Origin of the sequence: Sphingopyxis sp. PET50 (assembly GCF_025244705.1) — a bacterium.
In the GTDB taxonomy this organism is placed as follows: domain Bacteria; phylum Pseudomonadota; class Alphaproteobacteria; order Sphingomonadales; family Sphingomonadaceae; genus Sphingopyxis.
In genome coordinates this window covers 2,061,343-2,078,584 of record NZ_CP104207.1, presented here as the reverse complement: position 1 = coordinate 2,078,584, position 17,242 = coordinate 2,061,343, and the positions used below count along the sequence as shown (strand labels likewise).

Below are 17,242 nucleotides of genomic sequence, written 5' to 3'. Positions count from 1 at the left end.
AGTTACATCGGGTCACGTAGCGGGTTGTTGCAATTCGCTAAGGAAATTTTAACCTCGTTTCGGCTTTTTGCCCGCGCTCTTGGGTCCGGCGCAATTTTATGTTATAAAACCGCCCTTTGTTGTTACCGTTACATGGAAGTAACAACGGCTGGTCGCACTCGGTTATTGGCGTATCTACCGCGCCGTGGCCCCCGCCGGGGCATTTGGGGGTAGCATGGACCGCACGAGCGTAAGCCCTGACCAGAATACCGGCCCCGATGCCGCCGAAAGCGAGATCGTCGCGGCGGAACTCGCGCGCCTGCTCGATCTCGCCGCTGTTCTTACGTTCGCCGGTGCTGACCCGGCTGCTGCAATATCTGGCCGACCATCGGTTGCAGGGCAATCGCACCGCGCCCAAGGCCTATGCCATCGCGACCGAAGCGCTGGGCCGCAGTGCCGATTTCGATCCCGCGATCGACAGCTATCCGCGTGTCATGGTCGGCCGGCTGCGCAACCTGCTCGACCGCTATTATGCCGAGACGCCATGGCTGCACCGTCTGCGGGTGCCGCAAGGCAGCTACGAGATCGTCGTACAGCATCGCACCGCGCCGCCGAGTTCCAGGACCGCCGAGGCTGCGGGGGCCGGGCATGAGGATCGTGCCGAGGCGGCTTCCGGCGGATCGGCGGCGAACGCGGGGCCGCGGACGCCGACCGCGGCGCAGACCGCCGCGCGCCGCGCCGCGCGGCATCTGGCCTTGGCTGGGCTTTGTGGCGGCGCTGATGCTCGCGGCATTCGCGGGCTGGTGGTTCGCGCGGTCGGACGGGCGCCTGCTGGGCGAGGATTTCGTCGCGATGCCGGCGATCGAGATGAGCAATGTTGCTGCCGACGACACCGGGCCGTCGCGTGCGATGGCGCGTGCGCTCGACGGCAAGCTGCGCGACGGGCTGCGGCGTTTCGAACTGGTGCAGCTGTTGTCGGCCGCGCGGCCCGGCGCCGCGGCGCGAAGCACGCCCGCCGACTATCGGCTCGACGCTTCGCTCGTCCGCACGACCGAGGGCGCCGCCGACGTCACGCTGGTGCTCAACCGCGTGTCCGACGACCGCGCGATCTGGTCGCAGCAGATCCGGCTGAGCGACGAGGATATTCCCGAGTTTCGGGGGCTCGAACCCGCGATCGCGCAGATGGCGGGCGACTATGGCGTCATCGTGCGCGACCAGTTGCAGCGCCAGCCCGACAATTATGCCCCGGGTTTCCCGTGCCTCGCGCAGTTCAACCGGCTGCGGCAGATGCGCAATCCCGAAACCGCGCGGCGTGTCGACACCTGCCTGCGCGCCTCGCTGGTCGACATGCCGGGGGACCCGGTGCCGCTGGGAGCGCTGGCTCTGCTCCGTTTCGGCGACTGGCAGCAATTGCGCGCGACCCCCAAGGGGCGGGAAGCTTTTGCCGAGGCGCAGGCGTTTGCCGGGCGCGCCTATGACGCGGCCCCCAACAGCGCGGCGGGCATATTCGCGATGGCGCGGGCGCATTTCTATGCGGGCAATTGCGAGCGCGGCGTCGCGATGGGCAATGCTGCGGTCGAGCTCAACCCCTATGATCCCGACATGGCCGGATTCATGGGGCTGTTCAAAACATCCTGCGGGCTTGCCGCCGAGGGCGAGGCGCTGCTCACGCGGTCGGTGCTGCTCGACGACTCGCACGCCGGGGTGCCCGCAGTGACTTTGGCCTTTCTGCGCTCGCAGCGCGGCGAGCAGGCCGAGGCGCTGGCGTTGCTCGACCGCATGCCGTCGCCGAGCAACCTGGAACCGCAATATATGATGGTGCGGTCGGTCGTGCTGGCGCGAATGGGCCGGTTGGACGAAGGACGCGCGCTGTGGCGCCGCCTGCTCGCCTACACCCGCCAGCCCGCGAACGCGCCGCCCGAAGTGGTGTTGCGCCAGTTCATGATCACGCCCGCCGTGATCGCGCGGGCGTCGGCGGCGCTGCGCGAATCGGGCGTCGTCGGGCCGCCGTCCGCAGCCGCCGGAGCCAGCCCCGCCAATTGACAGCGGGGGGCGCGGCGAACAGGATCGCGCGATGCTGACCCCGCTCGCCGCCCTGACGCTGGCCGCCGCGCCGCCGCCCGCTTCGGTCGCGGTGGCGTTCGACCGCGAGGGCAGGGTCGAGACGCGCGTCGTCGAGGGCATGGCGGACCGCGACGCGGGGTGGATGCTGACCGCCGACGATCCCGCGCGGATCGCCTCGATTTCCAAACTGGTCGTCGCGCTGGGGGTGATGCGGCTGGTCGAGGCGGGGGCGCTCGATCTCGACCGCGATGTGTCGGACTATCTCGGCTGGCGGCTACGCGCCCCGGGGCATCCCGACACGCCGGTGACGCTGGCGCAATTGCTCGGGCACCGCGCGGGGCTGACCGACGCTGTAGACTATGCCCTCCCGCTCGGCACCGATCTGGAGGCGGTGCTGAGGGATCCGCGGGCCTGGGACCTCGCGCGGCCGCCCGGCGGCGATTTCGCCTATGCCAATCTCAACTATCCGGTGGTCGCGGCGGTGATCGAGGCGGCGACCGGCGAGCGGTTCGACCGGGCGATGGCACGGCTGGTCTTTTCGCCGCTGACGCTCGACGCCTGCTTCAACTGGACGACATGCAGCGACGCGGCGGTGGCGCGCGCGGTGGTGCTGTATGGCGCCGACGGCGGCGTCCAGCGCGACGATCTGAAAGGGCGCCGCCCTGCCTGTCCGGTGGTGCCTGCGGCCGACGGCAGCTGCGACCTTTCCACCTATCGCCTTGGCCGGCACGGCGCGGGGTTCAGCCCGCAGGGCGGCTTGCGCATTTCCGCCAACGGCCTCGCGCGTATCGGCGTGATGCTGCTGCGCCGCGGCGACGGATTCCTGACGCCGGACAGCCTCGCGCGGCTGGAGGCGATGGCGCCGGTGCATCCCGCGAGCGGCGAGGGGACCGGCGGATTCTTCTGCGAATATGGCCTCGCGATGCACAGCACGGGCGGCCCGGCGCTCGCCGGTCCGGCGTGCCGCGACGATCTGTTCGGCGACGGGCGGCTGCGGCTCGGCCATTCGGGCGACGCCTATGGCCTGCGGTCGGGGCTGTGGTTCGACCTTGAACGCGGGCAAGGCATTGCCTATTTCACCACCCAGGTGCCGGAGGGAGAGAAGGGGGAGCGTTCGGCTTATAGTGCCGCCGAGGAACGGCTGGTCGATGCGGCGCTGCGCCGGACGGCCGATGCCAGCCCTCTTGCCAGCCCAGCCACCGCGCACTAGGGCAAATCCCAACATTCACGCCATAGTCAGAAAAAGGAATTGTGCATGAGCGATTCGGCCGAAAAGGTTAAGAAGATCGTCGTCGAACATCTGGGCGTCGAAGCCGAAAAGGTCACCGAGGAAGCGAGCTTCATCGACGATCTGGGCGCCGACAGCCTCGACATCGTCGAACTGGTGATGGCGTTCGAGGAAGAATTCGGCGTCGAAATCCCCGATGACGCGGCGGAAAAGATCGCCACCGTCAAGGACGCGATCGACTATATCGAAGCGAACAAGGGCTGACACGGCCTGTCCGGCGTTGCCGGATGCGGCGGCGACGCCGCCCATGATTTCCGGCTTCCCGGTCTCGAGCGCCTGCGCGCAGCGACCGGGAAGCTTTTTTTATGCGCGCGGCTCCTCTAGAAGCGCGCCGGGTCAAATGATGCGGCCTCCCGCGGGGACGGGGACCGACGAAAGGAATGATTATGCGCCGGGTTGTGGTGACGGGTTTGGGTTTGGTGACGCCGCTGGGCGGCGACGTCGAAACCACATGGGCCAATCTGATCGCCGGCAAATCCGGCGCGGGGACGATCACCCATTTCGACGCGTCGGACCAGAAATGCACCATCGCCTGCGAGGTGAAGCCGACGAACCATGAATATGGCTTCGACCCCGGCAAGCGCGTCGACCACAAGGTGCAGCGCCAGGTCGATCCCTTCATCATCTATGGCATCGACGCCGCCGGACAGGCGCTCGAGGATGCGGGCCTCGCCGAACTGACCGAGGAGCAGAAGCTGCGCGCCGGCGTGTCGATCGGCTCGGGCATCGGCGGCCTGCCGGGCATCGAGAGCGAGAGCCTGTTGCTCGCTGAAAAGGGGCCGGGCCGCGTTTCGCCGCACTTCGTCCACGGCCGCCTGATCAACCTGATCTCGGGCCAGGTCAGCATCAAATATGGACTGAAGGGCCCGAACCATGCGGTCGTCACCGCCTGCTCGACCGGCGCGCATTCGATCGGCGACGCGGCGCGGATGATCCGCGACGACGATGCCGACATCATGCTTGCGGGCGGCGCCGAGGCGACGATCTGCCCGATCGGCATCGCGGGCTTCGCGCAGGCGCGCGCGCTCAACATGACCTACAACGACCGCCCCGAGCAGGCCAGCCGCCCCTATGACAAGGACCGCGACGGCTTCGTGATGGGCGAGGGCGCGGGCGTCGTCGTGCTCGAGGAATATGAGCATGCCAAGGCGCGCGGCGCCAAGATTTACGCCGAGGTCGTCGGTTACGGCCTGTCGGGCGACGCCTATCACGTCACCGCGCCCGACCCCGAAATGGACGGCGCCTATCGCTCGATGCAGGCGGCGCTCAAGAAGGCGGGCATGACCCCCGCCGACATCGACTATATCAACGCGCACGGCACCTCGACGATGGCCGACACGATCGAGCTCGGCGCGGTGAAGCGGCTGTTCGGCGACGCGATGGCCAATGTGTCGATGAGTTCGACCAAGTCGGCGATCGGCCATCTGCTCGGCGGCGCGGGCGCGGTCGAGACGATCTTCTGCATCCTCGCGATCCGCGACCAGGTGGTGCCGCCGACGCTGAACCTCGACAATCCCGACGAGGGCACCGAGGGCGCCGATCTGGTCCCCAAGGTCGCGAAGAAGCGCAAGGTCAAGGCGGCGCTGAACAACAGCTTCGGTTTCGGCGGCACCAATGCCAGCCTGATCGTCAAGGCGGTGGACTGAATCCCTTCGTCATTGCGAGCGAAGCGAAGCCATCCAGAGCGTATTTACACTGTCCTGGATGGCTTCGCTTCGCTCGCAATGACGGTTTACGGGAATGCCGTAAAACCTCTTTCCTACATTATCCCGCCATGCTTTACCCCTCGACACGACCTGCCGGAGGACCGGTGTTAAGGCGACAAAGGAGACAGTTTCGGTCGGTGCGACCGTATCTTTTGTCTCTTTAAGGCGCGGCGTTGGAGAGAATCGGGTGCATTTGTTCCGCTGGCTGACGATCGTCATCCTCGCCTTGTCGCTCGCCGCCTGCTCGGGCGGCGCGCCGAAGGATGCCGAGGTCGTGATCCCGCAGGGCGCGAGCATCGCCAGAGCGGGCGAGATTCTCGAAGAGGCCGGCATCGTCTCGGCCGCGGATTTCCGCAACGAGGCACGCTTCTTCGGCTCGAGCGACCCCATCAAGCCCGGCGAGTACCGGATCGAAAAGGGGATGGATGCCGGCGACATCCTGAAACTCTTCCAGTCGGGCAAGACGATCCAGCGGCTGGTGATGATTCCGGAGGGCATGCCCTCGATCATGGTCTGGGACCGGCTGATGGCCGAAAAGCGGCTGACCGGCGAGATTCCCGTGCTGGCCGAGGGCAGCATCCTGCCCGACAGCTATGCCTTCACCACCGGCGAAAGCCGCGCTGCGGTCGTGAAACGGATGCAGGCGGCGATGGACAAGGCCTTCGACGAGCTGTGGAAAAAGCGCAGCCCGCGCAGCGCCGCCAGGGACCGCAACGAGGCGATCACGCTGGCGTCGATCATCGAAAAGGAAACCGGCGTCGCCGCCGAACGCCGCACCGTCGCGGGGGTCTACACCAACCGCCTCGGCGTCGGCATGAAGCTCCAAGCCGACCCCACGATCATCTACCCGATCACCAGGGGCAAGCCGCTCGGCCGCCGCATCCTGCGCTCCGAAATCCAGGCGGTGAACGACTATAATACCTATGCCATGACGGGCCTGCCCAAGGGGCCGATCGCCAACCCCGGCAAGGCCTCGATCGCCGCGGCGCTCGACCCCGAGGCGAACGACTATCTTTTCTTCGTCGCCAAGGGCGACGGCGGCCATATCTTCGCGCGCACGCTGTCGGAACATAATGCCAATGTGCAGAAATGGTATCAGCTGCGCCGTGACCGGGGCGAGATGGAATGAGGCGCTGCATGGCCCTCGCGCTCTTGCTCGGCCTGTCCGGCAGTCCGATTTCCAGTGCCAAAGATAATGACGAGCGGATATATTACGCCGTTCGCATCAATAGCGGGATGATCCTCCGGGAACCGGGCGCGAGCGATGATCGGTGCATCGACGTCTATGGCCGAACCCCCGCCATCGAGGCCATTGTCCCGGCTGACGGCGAGCGATACCGGATTGCCGGAGCGGTGCGCATCGCCGCCAAGGCGAAGGTCCATCCACCCACCTATAGCTCGATCGCCGAATTTCCCGGCATATCCTCGTCGGCCTATGTCATCGTGCGCGGAGAGCCACGGTTTCTCGAATGCAGCATCGACACCATTTATGTGCTGGACAGCGCAAGGAAGCTGGAGAAACGATGACCACCGCGAAATTGTTCCTCCATGGCGTCCCTGACAGCCCGCTGATCTGGGACCCTTTGCTCGGCGAACTCGGCCTTGGCGACACGCCGGTGGCCGTCCCCGCGCTGCCCGGCTTTACCGCGCCGCTGCCCGCCGGCTTTCCCGCCACCAAGGAAGCCTATGCCGACTGGGCGGTGCGCGAGGCCGAGGCGCTGTTCGCGGCGCACGGCCCGATCGACATCGTCGGCCACGACTGGGGCGCGCTGATCGCGCAGCGCGTCGCGATGCTGCGCCCCGACCTGATCCGCAGTTGGGCGATCTCGAACGCGGTGATCGACCCCGATTATCGCGGGCACCGGCTGGCGCGCATCTGGAACACGCCGCTACTCGGCGAAATCTTCATGGCGCTGAGCAAGCCCGCGAAGCTCGCCGAGGGGCTGGCCGCTGCGGGGATGCCCGCCGGGATCGCCGCGCAAGAGGCCGCGCAATGGGCGTCGAAGGACAAGCGCCGCGCGATCCTGAAACTCTATCGCTCGGCCAAGGGGCTGAGCTTCGCGCACGACTGGGCGCTCGACATTCCCAGGCTGCCCGCGAAGGGCGCGCTCATCTGGGGCGAAGGCGACCCCTATGTCGAATTGTCGGTCGCGCGGCGCTTCGCGGCCAACACCGGAACGCCGCTGACGGTGATCGAAGGGGCAGGACATTGGGCGATCGCGGAGCGCCCCCAACAGGTCGCGGCGGCGCTCCGGGCCTTCTGGAACGGCGCGTAAGCTCTGGATAATAATATGTCATCGCCTTATACGATTATTGTTATGCAATTTATCGATTGGCGATTTTCCGCGGGATTCGCCAGATGCATGGCGAGCGAGACAGAGTGTCCCATGGACGACGGCCATCCCCCTCCCGCTTGCCGCGCCCATCCCTTCTCGTGACAGGCGATCCGGTCATCCCCCCTCCCGGCCGGGTCTCTGGCGCCGCGCCCATCATCGTTACCGCGACGATGGGCGCGGCAGACCAGCATGTCTTCGATGCGCTGCGCGCCCGTCACTATCCGCCTGGCCGCAATCGCCTCCGCGCGCACATCACCCTCTTCCATCAACTGCCGCCGTCGTGCCTCGGCGAGCTGGACCGGCTGCTCAAGGCGATCGCCGCCGGCGCCCCGCCGCCCGCGGCGATCGGTGGCGTCATCTCGCTGGATCGCGGCGTCGCCTATCGCGTCGACAGCCCGGCGCTGCTCGCCATCCGCGAAGCCATCGCCGACTGGTTCGCGGGCTCGCTGTCGGCACAGGACCGCGGCGTGCCGCGGCTTCACATCACGGTGCAGAACAAGGTCGCGTCTGCCGCCGCCAGAGCGCTGCTCGCCGAGCTGCGCCGCGACTTCCGCGCCCGGCCGCTGGCGATCGCCGGACTCGCGGCGCATTATTACCGCGGCGGCCCCTGGGAGACCGTGGCCACACGAAATTTTCGCGGCAGAAGCTGAAGGGCGAGCGAGCATATTGACCGGGCGCCACCGCCTATCTATAGGCGCTGCTCGCCCGCAGCGGCGACCCTTTCGGGGCGGAGTAGCTCAGCCGGTTAGAGCAGCGGAATCATAATCCGCGTGTCGGGGGTTCGAGTCCCTCCTCCGCTACCACCATCCTGTCCGACAATCGACATCAAGGCCGGACAGCGCGCCATTCGCCCGGTGCCAGACCCTCCAGCGTCCAGTCGCCGATCGACCAGCGGATCAGCCGCAGCGTCGGAAGGCCGACGGCGGCGGTCATGCGGCGGACCTGGCGGTTGCGGCCTTCGGAGATCGTCAGGCGGATCCAGCTGTCGGGCACGCTCTTGCGGACGCGGATCGGCGGGTCGCGCGGCCACGGCTCCGGGTCCGCGATCCGCTCGGCGGCGGCGGGACGGGTCAGGCCATCCTTCAGCCGCACGCCCCGCCGCAGCGCCGCCAGCGCCTCCTCCGCCGCCTCGCCTTCGACCTGCACCAGATAGGTCTTCGGCATCTTGTATCTGGGGTCGGCGATCCGGGCCTGCAGCCGGCCGTCGTCGGTCAGCAGCATCAGCCCCTCGCTGTCGCGGTCGAGACGCCCCGCGGGATAGACGCCCGGCACGGCGACGAAGTCCGACAGGGTGCGCCGCGCCGATCCCGCGCCGCCGCGGTCGGTGAACTGGCTGAGCACGTCATAGGGCTTGTTGAACAGGATCAGCGCCATCGCCCGCTTTCGTAGCCCGTGCGACCGCGAAAGGCGATGGCGCGTCACCGACATGCGCCCCGGCCGCCCGCCGCTCGCGCCGCTGCCGCGCCGCGCGGGCGCGGCGTTACGGCAGCAGGTCGAAGGCGGCGGTCGCCATCACCTGGCCGTTGACGATCAGGTCGACCTGATGCCGCCCCGGATGGTGGCGGCGGGTGCTGAAATCGCGGATCGTCTGGCGGATGACCAGCGCCGCATTTTCGCCAGCGGCGAGGTCGAGCCCTTTCCATTTGAACACCTTGGCAGCGGTCTTGCCGCCCAAGCGCGCATAGTGGACGCGATAATCGACCACAAGCCGCTGGCTTTCCCTGGCCGTCGAGGCAATGTCGGCGGCGATCGCGATTTGGTCGCCGAGGCGGATCGTGGCGGGTTCGATGGAGAAGCTGCCTACCGCCACCTCCGCACCATGTCCGACGCCGATCAGCGCCAGCGCGCGCGGATCGCCTGCCTTGATGAGCGTGCGCAGCGCGTGGCGGACGATCCATCGGGTCGCCGCCTCGTCCTGCGACCAGCCGGCAAGGCGGCCCAGCAGCCAGTCGGGGCGGTCCTTCGCGATATCGTTCAGATGGTTGGCGACCGATTTGCGGACATAGACGGCAGGATCGGCCTTCAGCGCCTCCAGAATCGGCGCGCCGAGCGTCGGGTCGGCCTTGAGCGCGGGAACGCGCGCGGCCCAGGGCAGGCGCGGGCGGCAGCCTTCGCTGGCGAGGCGGCGGACATGCTCGTTCGCGTCGCGCGTCCAGTCGAGCATGACCGCAAGCGTGCGGCCGGGGTCCTGCGCGAGGAAGGGCCGGATCGCGAATTCGGCGGTGCCGTATCGCGTCAGTTCGGCGAGCGCCGCCATCGACGCGTCGAAATCGCCCAGGCCCTGGCGCGCGACATATTCGGTGACCGCGACGGCCTGAAACCCGTGGCTTAACCGCGGCCCCATCGCGCGGACGATCGGCAGCGCGGCGGCATAGTCGGCGGGCAGCGCGACCGCGAGCGCGTCGGCGATATGGCGCACGCGCTCCATGATCGAGAGCGCGTCGAGACCCCGGGTCGCGGCGGCGAGAAAGACGGGGCGGTCGAAACGCGGCGATGCGGCCGTCCCGGCGTCGGCGATCGTCGCCAGCGCCTGGGCGCCGAGTATGTCCTTCAGCAGGGCGGGGGAATTGTCGCTGGTCATGTCGGGCGCCTGCGAAGCTTATAGATACAGCGCGCGGAAAATGCGCTAGGCTTTCGCGACCATGTCCGATGGCACGCCGCGATATAAGAGATATGACAGCCCCGCCGCATGGCTGGGGCGCGGCCGCGGCGACCGCCAAGGTGCTGATGGAACAGAGCGTCGTCGGCAAGGGATCGCGGGCGCTGCTGTCGATGAACCAGCCCGGCGGCTTCAAATGCCCGAGCTGCGCCTTTCCCGACGCCGACTGCAAGAAGACGCTTGAATTCTGCGAAAACGGCGCCAAGGCACTGGCGCATGAGGCGACGAAGTTCCGCGTGACGCGCGACTTTTTCGCGCGGCATAGCGTCACCGAACTGATGGAACAGTCGGACTATTGGCTCGAGATGCAGGGCCGGCTGACCGAGCCGATGCGTTACGACGCCGCGACCGACCATTATGTGCCGGTGAGCTGGGAGGACGCCTTCGCGCTGATCGGGAAACATCTGCGTGCGCTGGGCGATCCGAACGAGGCCGAATTCTATACTTCGGGCCGCACCGCGAACGAGACCGCCTTCCTCTATTCGATCTTCGTGCGCGAGTTCGGCACCAACAATTTTCCCGACTGTTCGAACATGTGCCACGAACCGACGAGCCGCGGGCTGCCGCAGTCGATCGGAGTGGGCAAGGGCACGGTGGTGCTGGGCGACTTCGAGCATGCCGAGGCGATCTTCCTGATCGGTCATAATGCGGGCACCAACGCGCCGCGCATGATGACTCCGCTGGTCGAGGCGCGCAAGCGCGGGGTACCGATCGTCGCGGTCAACCCGATGCCCGAACGCGCGCTGATCCGCTTCACCGAGCCGCAGGACGTCGTGCAGATGGCGACCTTTGGCTCCACCGCGATCAGCAGCGAATTCGTCCATATCGCGATCGGCGGCGACCTTGCCTTCCTCAAGGGCATGATGAAGGTGCTGTTCGAGCGCGACGCGGCGGGCGAGGCGGTGCTCGACCGCGATTTCATCGCCGAACACACGACGGGGTTCGAGGCGTTGCGCGAGGATATCGTCGCGCAGCAATGGTCCGAAATCGTCGCGGTGTCGGGAATATCCGAAGAGCAGATTCGCCGCTGCGCCGAAATCTATATCCGCTCGAACGCGACGATCGTCTGCTACGGCATGGGCATCACCCAGCATCAGGAGGGATCGCGGCTCGTCCAGCAGGTCGCGAACCTGCTGTTGCTCAAGGGCAATTACGGCAAGCCCGGCGCGGGCATCTCGCCGATTCGCGGCCATTCCAACGTGCAGGGCGACCGCACCGTCGGCATCGATGAAAAACCGGGCCAAGCTTATCTCGACCGGGTACGCGAAGTCTTCGGCTTCGAGCCGCCGCGCGAACATGGCCACCATACGGTCGAATCGGTCGAGGCGATGCAGGCGGGGACGGCGAAGGTCTTCATCGGGCTCGGCGGCAATTTCGTGCGCGCGGTGCCCGATACCCAGCGCGCCTATGCCGCGATGCGCAAGCTGAAGCTGACCGTCGGAATCGCGACCAAGCTCAACCGCGGGCACCTGGTGCATGGCGAGGATGCGCTGATCCTGCCGGTGGTCGCGCGGTCCGAACGGATCGAGACGGCGAAAGGCGAGCAGTTCGTGACGATCGAGGATTCGATGTCGAACGTCACCGCCTCGCGCGGGGTGCTCGATCCGGCGAGCGAGCATCTTCTGCCGGAGACCGAGATCGTCTGCCGCATGGCGATGGCAACCTTGCCCGACAGCAAGGTCGACTGGGCGCGCTACATCGACGATTATGACGCGATCCGCGACAAGATCGCCGCCGTCTATCCCGCGCTCTACGAGGGTTTTTCGGAGCGGATCAGGAGCCCCGCCGGCTTCCATCTCGACATTCCGCCGCGCCGCCGCGTCTGGGCGACGCCGAACGGCAAGGCGAATTTCCTGATCCTGCCGGGACTGCATGCCAATGCGCCGGTCGCTGATCCGGACATGCTGCGGCTCGCGACGGTGCGCTCGCACGACCAGTTCAATACGACGGTCTACAGCTATAACGACCGCTATCGCGGGGTGTATGGCGACCGGATGGTGCTGTTCGTCAATGCCGAGGACCGCGAGGCGCGCGGTTTTGTCGCCGGTGCCCACGTGGCGCTGGAGACGTTCAGCGAGGACGGTGTTGTACGCCGCGTCGAAGGGCTGACCCTGCTCGACTACCCGATGTCGCGCGGCGCGGTGGCGGGCTATTATCCCGAACTCAATCCGCTGTTGCCGCTCGGCTACTATGACAAGATCAGCGGGACGCCCGCGGCGAAGTCGATCCCCGTGCGGATCGTCGCCGACGAGGCCGCAACCGCGTGACGCCCAAGCGGGGTTTCGCACCGGGGCGGCATATCGCACCGGTTCGTTTCCTGATTTTCGCTGCCGTACTGGTCGTCGCATCGGGCGCCGCCTGTGCGATGGGCTGCGATCCGCGCACCGCCCTGCTGCTCGGGTTCGACGCTGCGGCGTTCGTCTTTCTGGCCTCGATCGTTCCGCTGCTGTCGTCCGATGCCGCCGCGATGCGCTGCGGCGTTCGCAGGACAATGACGCGAACCGTGCCGGGCTGCTTGCCATTTCGGCGTTGCTGTCGCTGGTGATTCTCTTCACCGTCGGCGCGCTGATCGTCAGCCCCGGCACGCTCGATCGCGGCGACATCGTGCTGATCGTCGCCACGCTGACGCTCGCCTGGCTGTTCGCGAACATGGTGTTCACGCTTCACTATGCGCACCTCTTCTATCTGCAGGAGGGAAAGCACGATCGGGGCGGGCTGGAGGTGCCGGGCACGGACGAGCCCGACTATTGGGACTTCCTCTATTTCGCCTTCACGCTCGGCATGACCTTTCAGACCTCCGACGTCAGCGTGACCGGCGGGCATATGCGCCGCGTCGTGCTGGGGCATTGCATGGCGGCGTTTCTGTTCAACATGGGAATCCTGGCGTTCACCGTGAACGCGCTCGGCGGGCTATAGCTCCGCCAGCCGGGCGAGATCGGCGGCGCTGTTGACGTTCGGCGGGACGAAGTCGCTGGAGACGGCGCGCGCGTCAGCGCGGCTCCCGAAGTGCCGTACCGAATGGTTTTCCTCGCCCGTCAACAGAAGTTCCAGCTCGGCGCATAGCGATACCGGCCACAGGCCGATCACCGGCTGGCTTTCGAGATAGGCGGGGGCGGGTTCGAGCAGCGCGCGCAGGCCGTTGGGCAGGCGGACGCAGTCGACCGGGATGCAAAGCAGTTGGTCGAAGCCCGCGTCGGCGGCGTAACGCAGAGCCCCTGCGATGCCGCCGAGCGGCCCCATGCCGGGCGCCGACCAGTCGGCGATCGGGGGTTGGCCATCGAACGCGCGTCCGGCGACGACGACCGCATCGGCATGTGGGCGCAGCGCCGCCAGCGCGTGATCGAGCAGGCTCCGTCCCGCGAGCATGGCAACCGCCTTGTCCGACCCGAAGCGCGTGGATCGCCCGCCCGCCAGCACCGCGCCGAGCGTCTTCATCGGATCATGCCCTGTTCGTCGCACAGGATCAGCGCCGAATCCCGGCGCGCCAGCACGACGAGCGTCAGACCGGCCGCTGCGGCGCGCTCGGCGGCGAGGCTGGTCGGGGCCGAGATGGTGACCAGCATCGGACAGCCCGCGCGCACCGTCTTTTCGACCAGCTCGTAACTGCAGCGTGCCGACAGCAGAATGAACCCGGCGCCGGGATCGATCCCGCCCCGCGCCAGCGCGCCGATCAATTTGTCGAGGGCATTGTGCCGCCCGACATCCTCGCGCACCAGCCGGATGGCGCCATCGGGCGAACAGAAAGCGGCGGCATGGACTGCACCGGTGGCGCGGCTCAGCGACTGATGATCGGGCAGCGCCGCGAGCGCTGCCGCGATGGCGTCGCGCGTCGTCGCGATCCGCGCCGTCACGTGGGGCAGGGGACGCAGGACCTGTTCGATATTCTCGATTCCGCACAGTCCGCAGCTGCTTTCGCTTACCCGCCTGCGCGCGCGTTCGAGCGCGATTTCGGTCCGCTCGGGCGGCAGCCAGATGCGCAGCGCCACGCCGCCTTCGATCGGATGCACGTCGATGCCGCGGATCTGCGCGGGCGTTTCGACCAGCCCTTCGGCCAGCGCGAAGCCGGTCGCATAATCTTCCAGGTCGGCGGGCGTCGCCATCATCACCGCATAGCCGATACCGCCGACTTCGACCGACACCGGCGCCTCTACGGGTACGTCGCGCAGAATGTCGGTGTCGCCGGTCCCGGTCAGGTCGAGCTTGGCCGCATCGCCATCGAAACGGACTGCCCTTGCGTCATGCCCATGCCTTAGGAGCTTGCGCTGTGCACGCAAGCCTTGCGGGATCAGCCCGTGGCGGGCTCCGCCGGCAAGCCGTCCTGCATCGCGCGATAGCGGGCGATCGACTTGTCCATGTGGCGCCGCGCCGCGCGCCGCGCCGCGGCGGGATCGCCCGCTTCGATCGCATCGAAGATCGCCTGATGGTCGCGGTTGATCGTGCGCGCATATTGCTGGTGCCGCTGCCGGTCGCTGCCCTGCAGATAGAGTTTGCGCGAGGGGACGAGGCGCACGCCGAGGAATTGCGTGAAGCGCAGGAAATAATCGTTGCGCGTCGCGGCGGCGATCGCGGCGTGAAAGGCGGCGTCGGCGGCGACCGATTCATCGACATTGGCGCTGTTTTCCATCGCATCGAGCGTGTCGCGGATCGCGTCGAGATCGGCATCGGTGCGGCGGCGCGCGGCAAGGTCGGCCATTTCGGCCTCGAACCCCATGCGCATTTCGAGCAGGCGCAGCACATCCTCGATCTCGCCGAATTCGTCGGCGGCGATCTGGAAGGCACGATAGCGCGCGCCGTCGGCGACATAGGCGCCCGAACCGCGGCGCGACACGAGCAGGCCGCGCGCGGCGAGACGCGAATAGGCCTCGCGCACGACGGTGCGGCTGACGCCGAACGCCTCGGTGATCGCCTTCTCGGTCGGGAAGCGCGCGCCGGGGGCCATCTCGCCCACCTCGATCTGTTGTTCGAAACGCTGGACCAGATCGTCGGCCAGCGATGCCGCCTTCGTCACCCTCATATCGGCAGGATTATCAAAGCGCCGCCGGGCTGACTAGGGGCGGAAATCGGGGCGCTGCGCGGCGACATGGCTTTCCCATTGCTCGCGCGAGGCAAAGTCCCCGCCGCGATCCCAGGCCGCGCCGCTGTAATAGACGAAGGGTTTGCCCGGCGCGACGCGGACCAGGATCAGGTAATTGTCGGCGTCCTCGGCAAAGCCCGCGAAGGCGGCGGGATCGACGATCACGGCGGCGGCCATGCGGCCCTTCGCGCCGTCGGCGGGTCCCCACCAGCTCATGCGAGCCCCCACTTCGTCCTTCACGATATCGCCAAGCTTGCCGTCGCCCACCGGACGTTTCGACAGGCCGATGCCGACGATCAGTTGCTCGGCGCTGCTCGACGCGATGGTCGAGGACAGGCGGGTGAAATTGCTGCCGGCGGGCAGGGTGAAGCGCCGCGTTTCGCGCACCGTGCGGATGGTATCGACCGGCCAGGAATCATAATCGACGGTAAAGTCGGCGATTTCGGGGCTCGAGCACTCAGGATATGCGGGCGGACATAGTTGCGCGAGGTCCAGAGCTTGTTGTCGTACCAGATGCCGAGGCCCCCGGTACCGCGGCCGGTGCCGACATTGTAGAAATCGACGCCCTCGCCATGGTCCGCATGCTGGTCGCCGGTCCGTAGCTGGCGGTCCATGAATGGCCAGCGCACGCGCTTGCCCCACGCGTCGATGCCCGAGGAGGAGGGCGGCTCGGCCCTTTCGAGCGCGCGGCCATAGATACGAAACGCGATCCGGTCATTTTCCCACAGCAGGTCATCATGGCGATAATCGGCGATCACGACTGCGGCACGGGCCTTCTGCTCTTCGGCGGTGGCGGGGCGCAACGGCTGTTTGTCCTGCGCGGCGGCGGGCGCGGCGAGCAGCAACAGGCCGAGCAGCGCAGTGTGCATCACCAGCTCCACATCGTCCCGTCCTCGAGCCGGTTCACCGGCAGATAGGCGCGGGCATAGGGATGGGTTTCGGCGAGCGCCTCGTCGATGTCGACCCCCAGCCCCGGCGCCTCGCCGGGGTGCAGCATGCCGCCCGCAAAGCTGTAGGCGTGCGGGAAGACCGCGTCGGTTTCGGGCGTGTGGCGCATATATTCCTGGATGCCGAAATTGGGGATCGACAGCCCGAAGTGGAGCGCCGCCGCCATCGTTACCGGCGACAGGTCGGTGGCGCCGTGACAGCCGGTGCGCACCTGGTGCAGCTCGGCGAGCGCGGCGATCTGGCGCATATGGGTGATGCCGCCGGCGTGGAGCACGGTGGCGCGGATATAGTCGATCAGGCGGTTTTCGATCAGCGCCTTGCAATCCCAGACCGAACTGAAAATCTCGCCGACGGCAAGCGGCGTCGTCGTGTGCTGGCGGATCAGGCGGAAGGCATCCTGATCCTCGGCGGGGGTCGCATCCTCGATCCAGAAGGGTCGGTACGGCTCGAGGTCCTTGCCGAGCCGCGCCGCCTCGATCGGCGTCAGCCGGTGGTGGATGTCGTGGAGCAGATGGACGTCCCAGCCCAGCGCCTCGCGCGCCGCCGCAAACAATTCGGGCACGATACGAAGATATTTTTCGGTCGACCAGCGATTCTCGCTCGGCAGGTCGGCGTCGGCGGGTTCGTAGAAATAGCGGTCCTTGCTGACGCCATAGGTCGACGCCATGCCGGGCACGCCGCATTGCAGGCGGATCGCCTTGTAACCCTGTTGCCGGTAATCGAGCGCGGCCTCGATCGTGTCGGCGATCGTCTCGCCATTGGCGTGGCCATAGACCATGCACCCCGTCCGCGCCGCGCCGCCGAGCAGCTGGTAGATGGGCAGCCCCGCGACCTTGCCCTTGATGTCCCACAGCGCCATGTCGACCGCGGCGATCGCGGTCATCGTCACCGGTCCGCGCCGCCAATAGGCGCCCTTGTAGAGGAACTGCCAGATATCGTTGATCTGGTGCGCGTCGCGCCCGATCAGGCAGGGGACGACATGGTCTGCAAGATAGCTGGCGACCGCCAGCTCGCGTCCGTTGAGCGTCGCGTCGCCGACACCGGTGGTGCCGTCGTCGCAGACGATCTTCAGCGTGATGAAGTTGCGGCCCGGACAGGTGGCGATCACCCGGGCTGACACGATCTTGGGCATTCCATTCCCTTTTGAAGCGATTGCGCATCGTCGTTGAGTTGTCTGACAACATCATT

Annotated in this window: 20 protein-coding genes and 1 tRNA gene; 12 read left to right on the top strand and 9 right to left on the bottom strand. The window is 67.2% G+C overall.

Annotated features, from left to right (window positions below):
- Nucleotides 1-320 precede the first annotated feature (320 nt).
- Complete coding sequence (locus N0A20_RS10985; protein WP_260580456.1) at nucleotides 321-578, bottom strand: hypothetical protein; 258 nt, start codon at nucleotides 576-578, stop codon at nucleotides 321-323.
- A gap of 181 nt (nucleotides 579-759) precedes the next feature.
- On the opposite strand from N0A20_RS10985, the gene N0A20_RS10980 reads away from it, so the two are divergent.
- The 9 genes from N0A20_RS10980 to N0A20_RS10940 all read left to right on the top strand — a co-directional run bounded on the left by N0A20_RS10980 (nucleotide 760) and on the right by N0A20_RS10940 (nucleotide 8,176).
- On the top strand, nucleotides 760-2,022 hold the full coding sequence (locus N0A20_RS10980; RefSeq protein ID WP_260580455.1) for a M48 family metallopeptidase: 1,263 nt from the start codon (nucleotides 760-762) through the stop codon (nucleotides 2,020-2,022).
- A 31-nt stretch (nucleotides 2,023-2,053) separates the two neighbouring features.
- A complete protein-coding gene (locus N0A20_RS10975) occupies nucleotides 2,054-3,253 on the top strand; it encodes a serine hydrolase domain-containing protein (protein ID WP_260580454.1) in 1,200 nt (399 codons plus the stop codon).
- Nucleotides 3,254-3,298: 45 nt separating this feature from the next.
- Nucleotides 3,299-3,535 (top strand): acyl carrier protein, encoded by a 237-nt coding sequence (locus N0A20_RS10970; RefSeq protein WP_184100156.1) that lies wholly within the window; start codon nucleotides 3,299-3,301, stop codon nucleotides 3,533-3,535.
- Nucleotides 3,536-3,717: 182 nt separating this feature from the next.
- Nucleotides 3,718-4,977 (top strand): beta-ketoacyl-ACP synthase II, encoded by a 1,260-nt coding sequence (gene fabF, locus N0A20_RS10965; protein WP_260580453.1) that lies wholly within the window; start codon nucleotides 3,718-3,720, stop codon nucleotides 4,975-4,977.
- Nucleotides 4,978-5,224: 247 nt separating this feature from the next.
- Nucleotides 5,225-6,166: an endolytic transglycosylase MltG gene (gene mltG, locus N0A20_RS10960; protein WP_260580452.1), complete on the top strand. Its 942-nt coding sequence runs from the start codon at nucleotides 5,225-5,227 to the stop codon at nucleotides 6,164-6,166.
- Nucleotides 6,167-6,174: 8 nt separating this feature from the next.
- Nucleotides 6,175-6,564, top strand: a complete 390-nt coding sequence (locus N0A20_RS10955) for a hypothetical protein (RefSeq protein ID WP_260580451.1) — start codon at nucleotides 6,175-6,177, stop codon at nucleotides 6,562-6,564.
- Nucleotides 6,561-7,313, top strand: a complete 753-nt coding sequence (locus tag N0A20_RS10950) for an alpha/beta fold hydrolase (protein ID WP_260580450.1) — start codon at nucleotides 6,561-6,563, stop codon at nucleotides 7,311-7,313. Before N0A20_RS10955 ends, N0A20_RS10950 begins: the two co-directional genes overlap by 4 nt.
- A gap of 230 nt (nucleotides 7,314-7,543) precedes the next feature.
- Nucleotides 7,544-8,023, top strand: a complete 480-nt coding sequence (locus N0A20_RS10945) for a 2'-5' RNA ligase family protein (protein WP_260583901.1) — start codon at nucleotides 7,544-7,546, stop codon at nucleotides 8,021-8,023.
- A 76-nt stretch (nucleotides 8,024-8,099) separates the two neighbouring features.
- Nucleotides 8,100-8,176 (top strand) — tRNA-Met (locus N0A20_RS10940).
- Between the two features lie 22 nt (nucleotides 8,177-8,198).
- Here the strand turns inward: N0A20_RS10940 and N0A20_RS10935 are convergent.
- Together N0A20_RS10935 and N0A20_RS10930 are read right to left on the bottom strand one after the other, a co-directional pair.
- Entirely contained in the window at nucleotides 8,199-8,747 is a 549-nt protein-coding gene (locus N0A20_RS10935; protein ID WP_260580449.1) for a pseudouridine synthase, read from the bottom strand.
- 106 nt (nucleotides 8,748-8,853) lie between these two features.
- Complete coding sequence (locus N0A20_RS10930) at nucleotides 8,854-9,954, bottom strand: DNA alkylation repair protein (protein ID WP_260580448.1); 1,101 nt, start codon at nucleotides 9,952-9,954, stop codon at nucleotides 8,854-8,856.
- 92 nt (nucleotides 9,955-10,046) lie between these two features.
- On the opposite strand from N0A20_RS10930, the gene N0A20_RS10925 reads away from it, so the two are divergent.
- From N0A20_RS10925 to N0A20_RS10920, 3 genes are read left to right on the top strand one after another with little or no spacing between them, the layout of a single operon-like run.
- The gene (locus N0A20_RS10925) at nucleotides 10,047-12,299 is read left to right on the top strand and encodes an FdhF/YdeP family oxidoreductase (RefSeq protein ID WP_260580447.1); all 2,253 of its coding nucleotides are present in this window, start codon (nucleotides 10,047-10,049) and stop codon (nucleotides 12,297-12,299) included.
- On the top strand, nucleotides 12,296-12,577 hold the full coding sequence (locus tag N0A20_RS20150; protein ID WP_312846664.1) for a hypothetical protein: 282 nt from the start codon (nucleotides 12,296-12,298) through the stop codon (nucleotides 12,575-12,577). Before N0A20_RS10925 ends, N0A20_RS20150 begins: the two co-directional genes overlap by 4 nt.
- Nucleotides 12,505-12,948, top strand: a complete 444-nt coding sequence (locus N0A20_RS10920; protein ID WP_312846649.1) for a DUF1345 domain-containing protein — start codon at nucleotides 12,505-12,507, stop codon at nucleotides 12,946-12,948. Before N0A20_RS20150 ends, N0A20_RS10920 begins: the two co-directional genes overlap by 73 nt.
- Here the strand turns inward: N0A20_RS10920 and N0A20_RS10915 are convergent.
- From N0A20_RS10915 to manD, 6 genes are all read right to left on the bottom strand, one after another.
- Nucleotides 12,943-13,467, bottom strand: coding sequence for a molybdenum cofactor guanylyltransferase (locus tag N0A20_RS10915; RefSeq protein WP_260580446.1), 525 nt, complete (start codon nucleotides 13,465-13,467; stop codon nucleotides 12,943-12,945). The two genes, N0A20_RS10920 and N0A20_RS10915, sit on opposite strands and share 6 nt — an antisense overlap.
- On the bottom strand, nucleotides 13,464-14,225 hold the full coding sequence (gene fdhD, locus N0A20_RS10910) for a formate dehydrogenase accessory sulfurtransferase FdhD (RefSeq protein ID WP_260583900.1): 762 nt from the start codon (nucleotides 14,223-14,225) through the stop codon (nucleotides 13,464-13,466). Before fdhD ends, N0A20_RS10915 begins: the two co-directional genes overlap by 4 nt.
- A gap of 92 nt (nucleotides 14,226-14,317) precedes the next feature.
- Nucleotides 14,318-15,046 (bottom strand): FadR/GntR family transcriptional regulator, encoded by a 729-nt coding sequence (locus N0A20_RS10905; RefSeq protein WP_260580445.1) that lies wholly within the window; start codon nucleotides 15,044-15,046, stop codon nucleotides 14,318-14,320.
- Between the two features lie 33 nt (nucleotides 15,047-15,079).
- Nucleotides 15,080-15,493: a DUF4861 domain-containing protein gene (locus N0A20_RS10900; RefSeq protein ID WP_260580444.1), complete on the bottom strand. Its 414-nt coding sequence runs from the start codon at nucleotides 15,491-15,493 to the stop codon at nucleotides 15,080-15,082.
- Nucleotides 15,403-15,975 (bottom strand): DUF4861 domain-containing protein, encoded by a 573-nt coding sequence (locus N0A20_RS10895; RefSeq protein ID WP_260580443.1) that lies wholly within the window; start codon nucleotides 15,973-15,975, stop codon nucleotides 15,403-15,405. The genes N0A20_RS10900 and N0A20_RS10895 overlap by 91 nt, the downstream gene beginning before the upstream one ends.
- A complete protein-coding gene (gene manD, locus N0A20_RS10890; protein ID WP_260580442.1) occupies nucleotides 15,975-17,186 on the bottom strand; it encodes a D-mannonate dehydratase ManD in 1,212 nt (403 codons plus the stop codon). Before manD ends, N0A20_RS10895 begins: the two co-directional genes overlap by 1 nt.
- Nucleotides 17,187-17,242 lie beyond the last annotated feature (56 nt).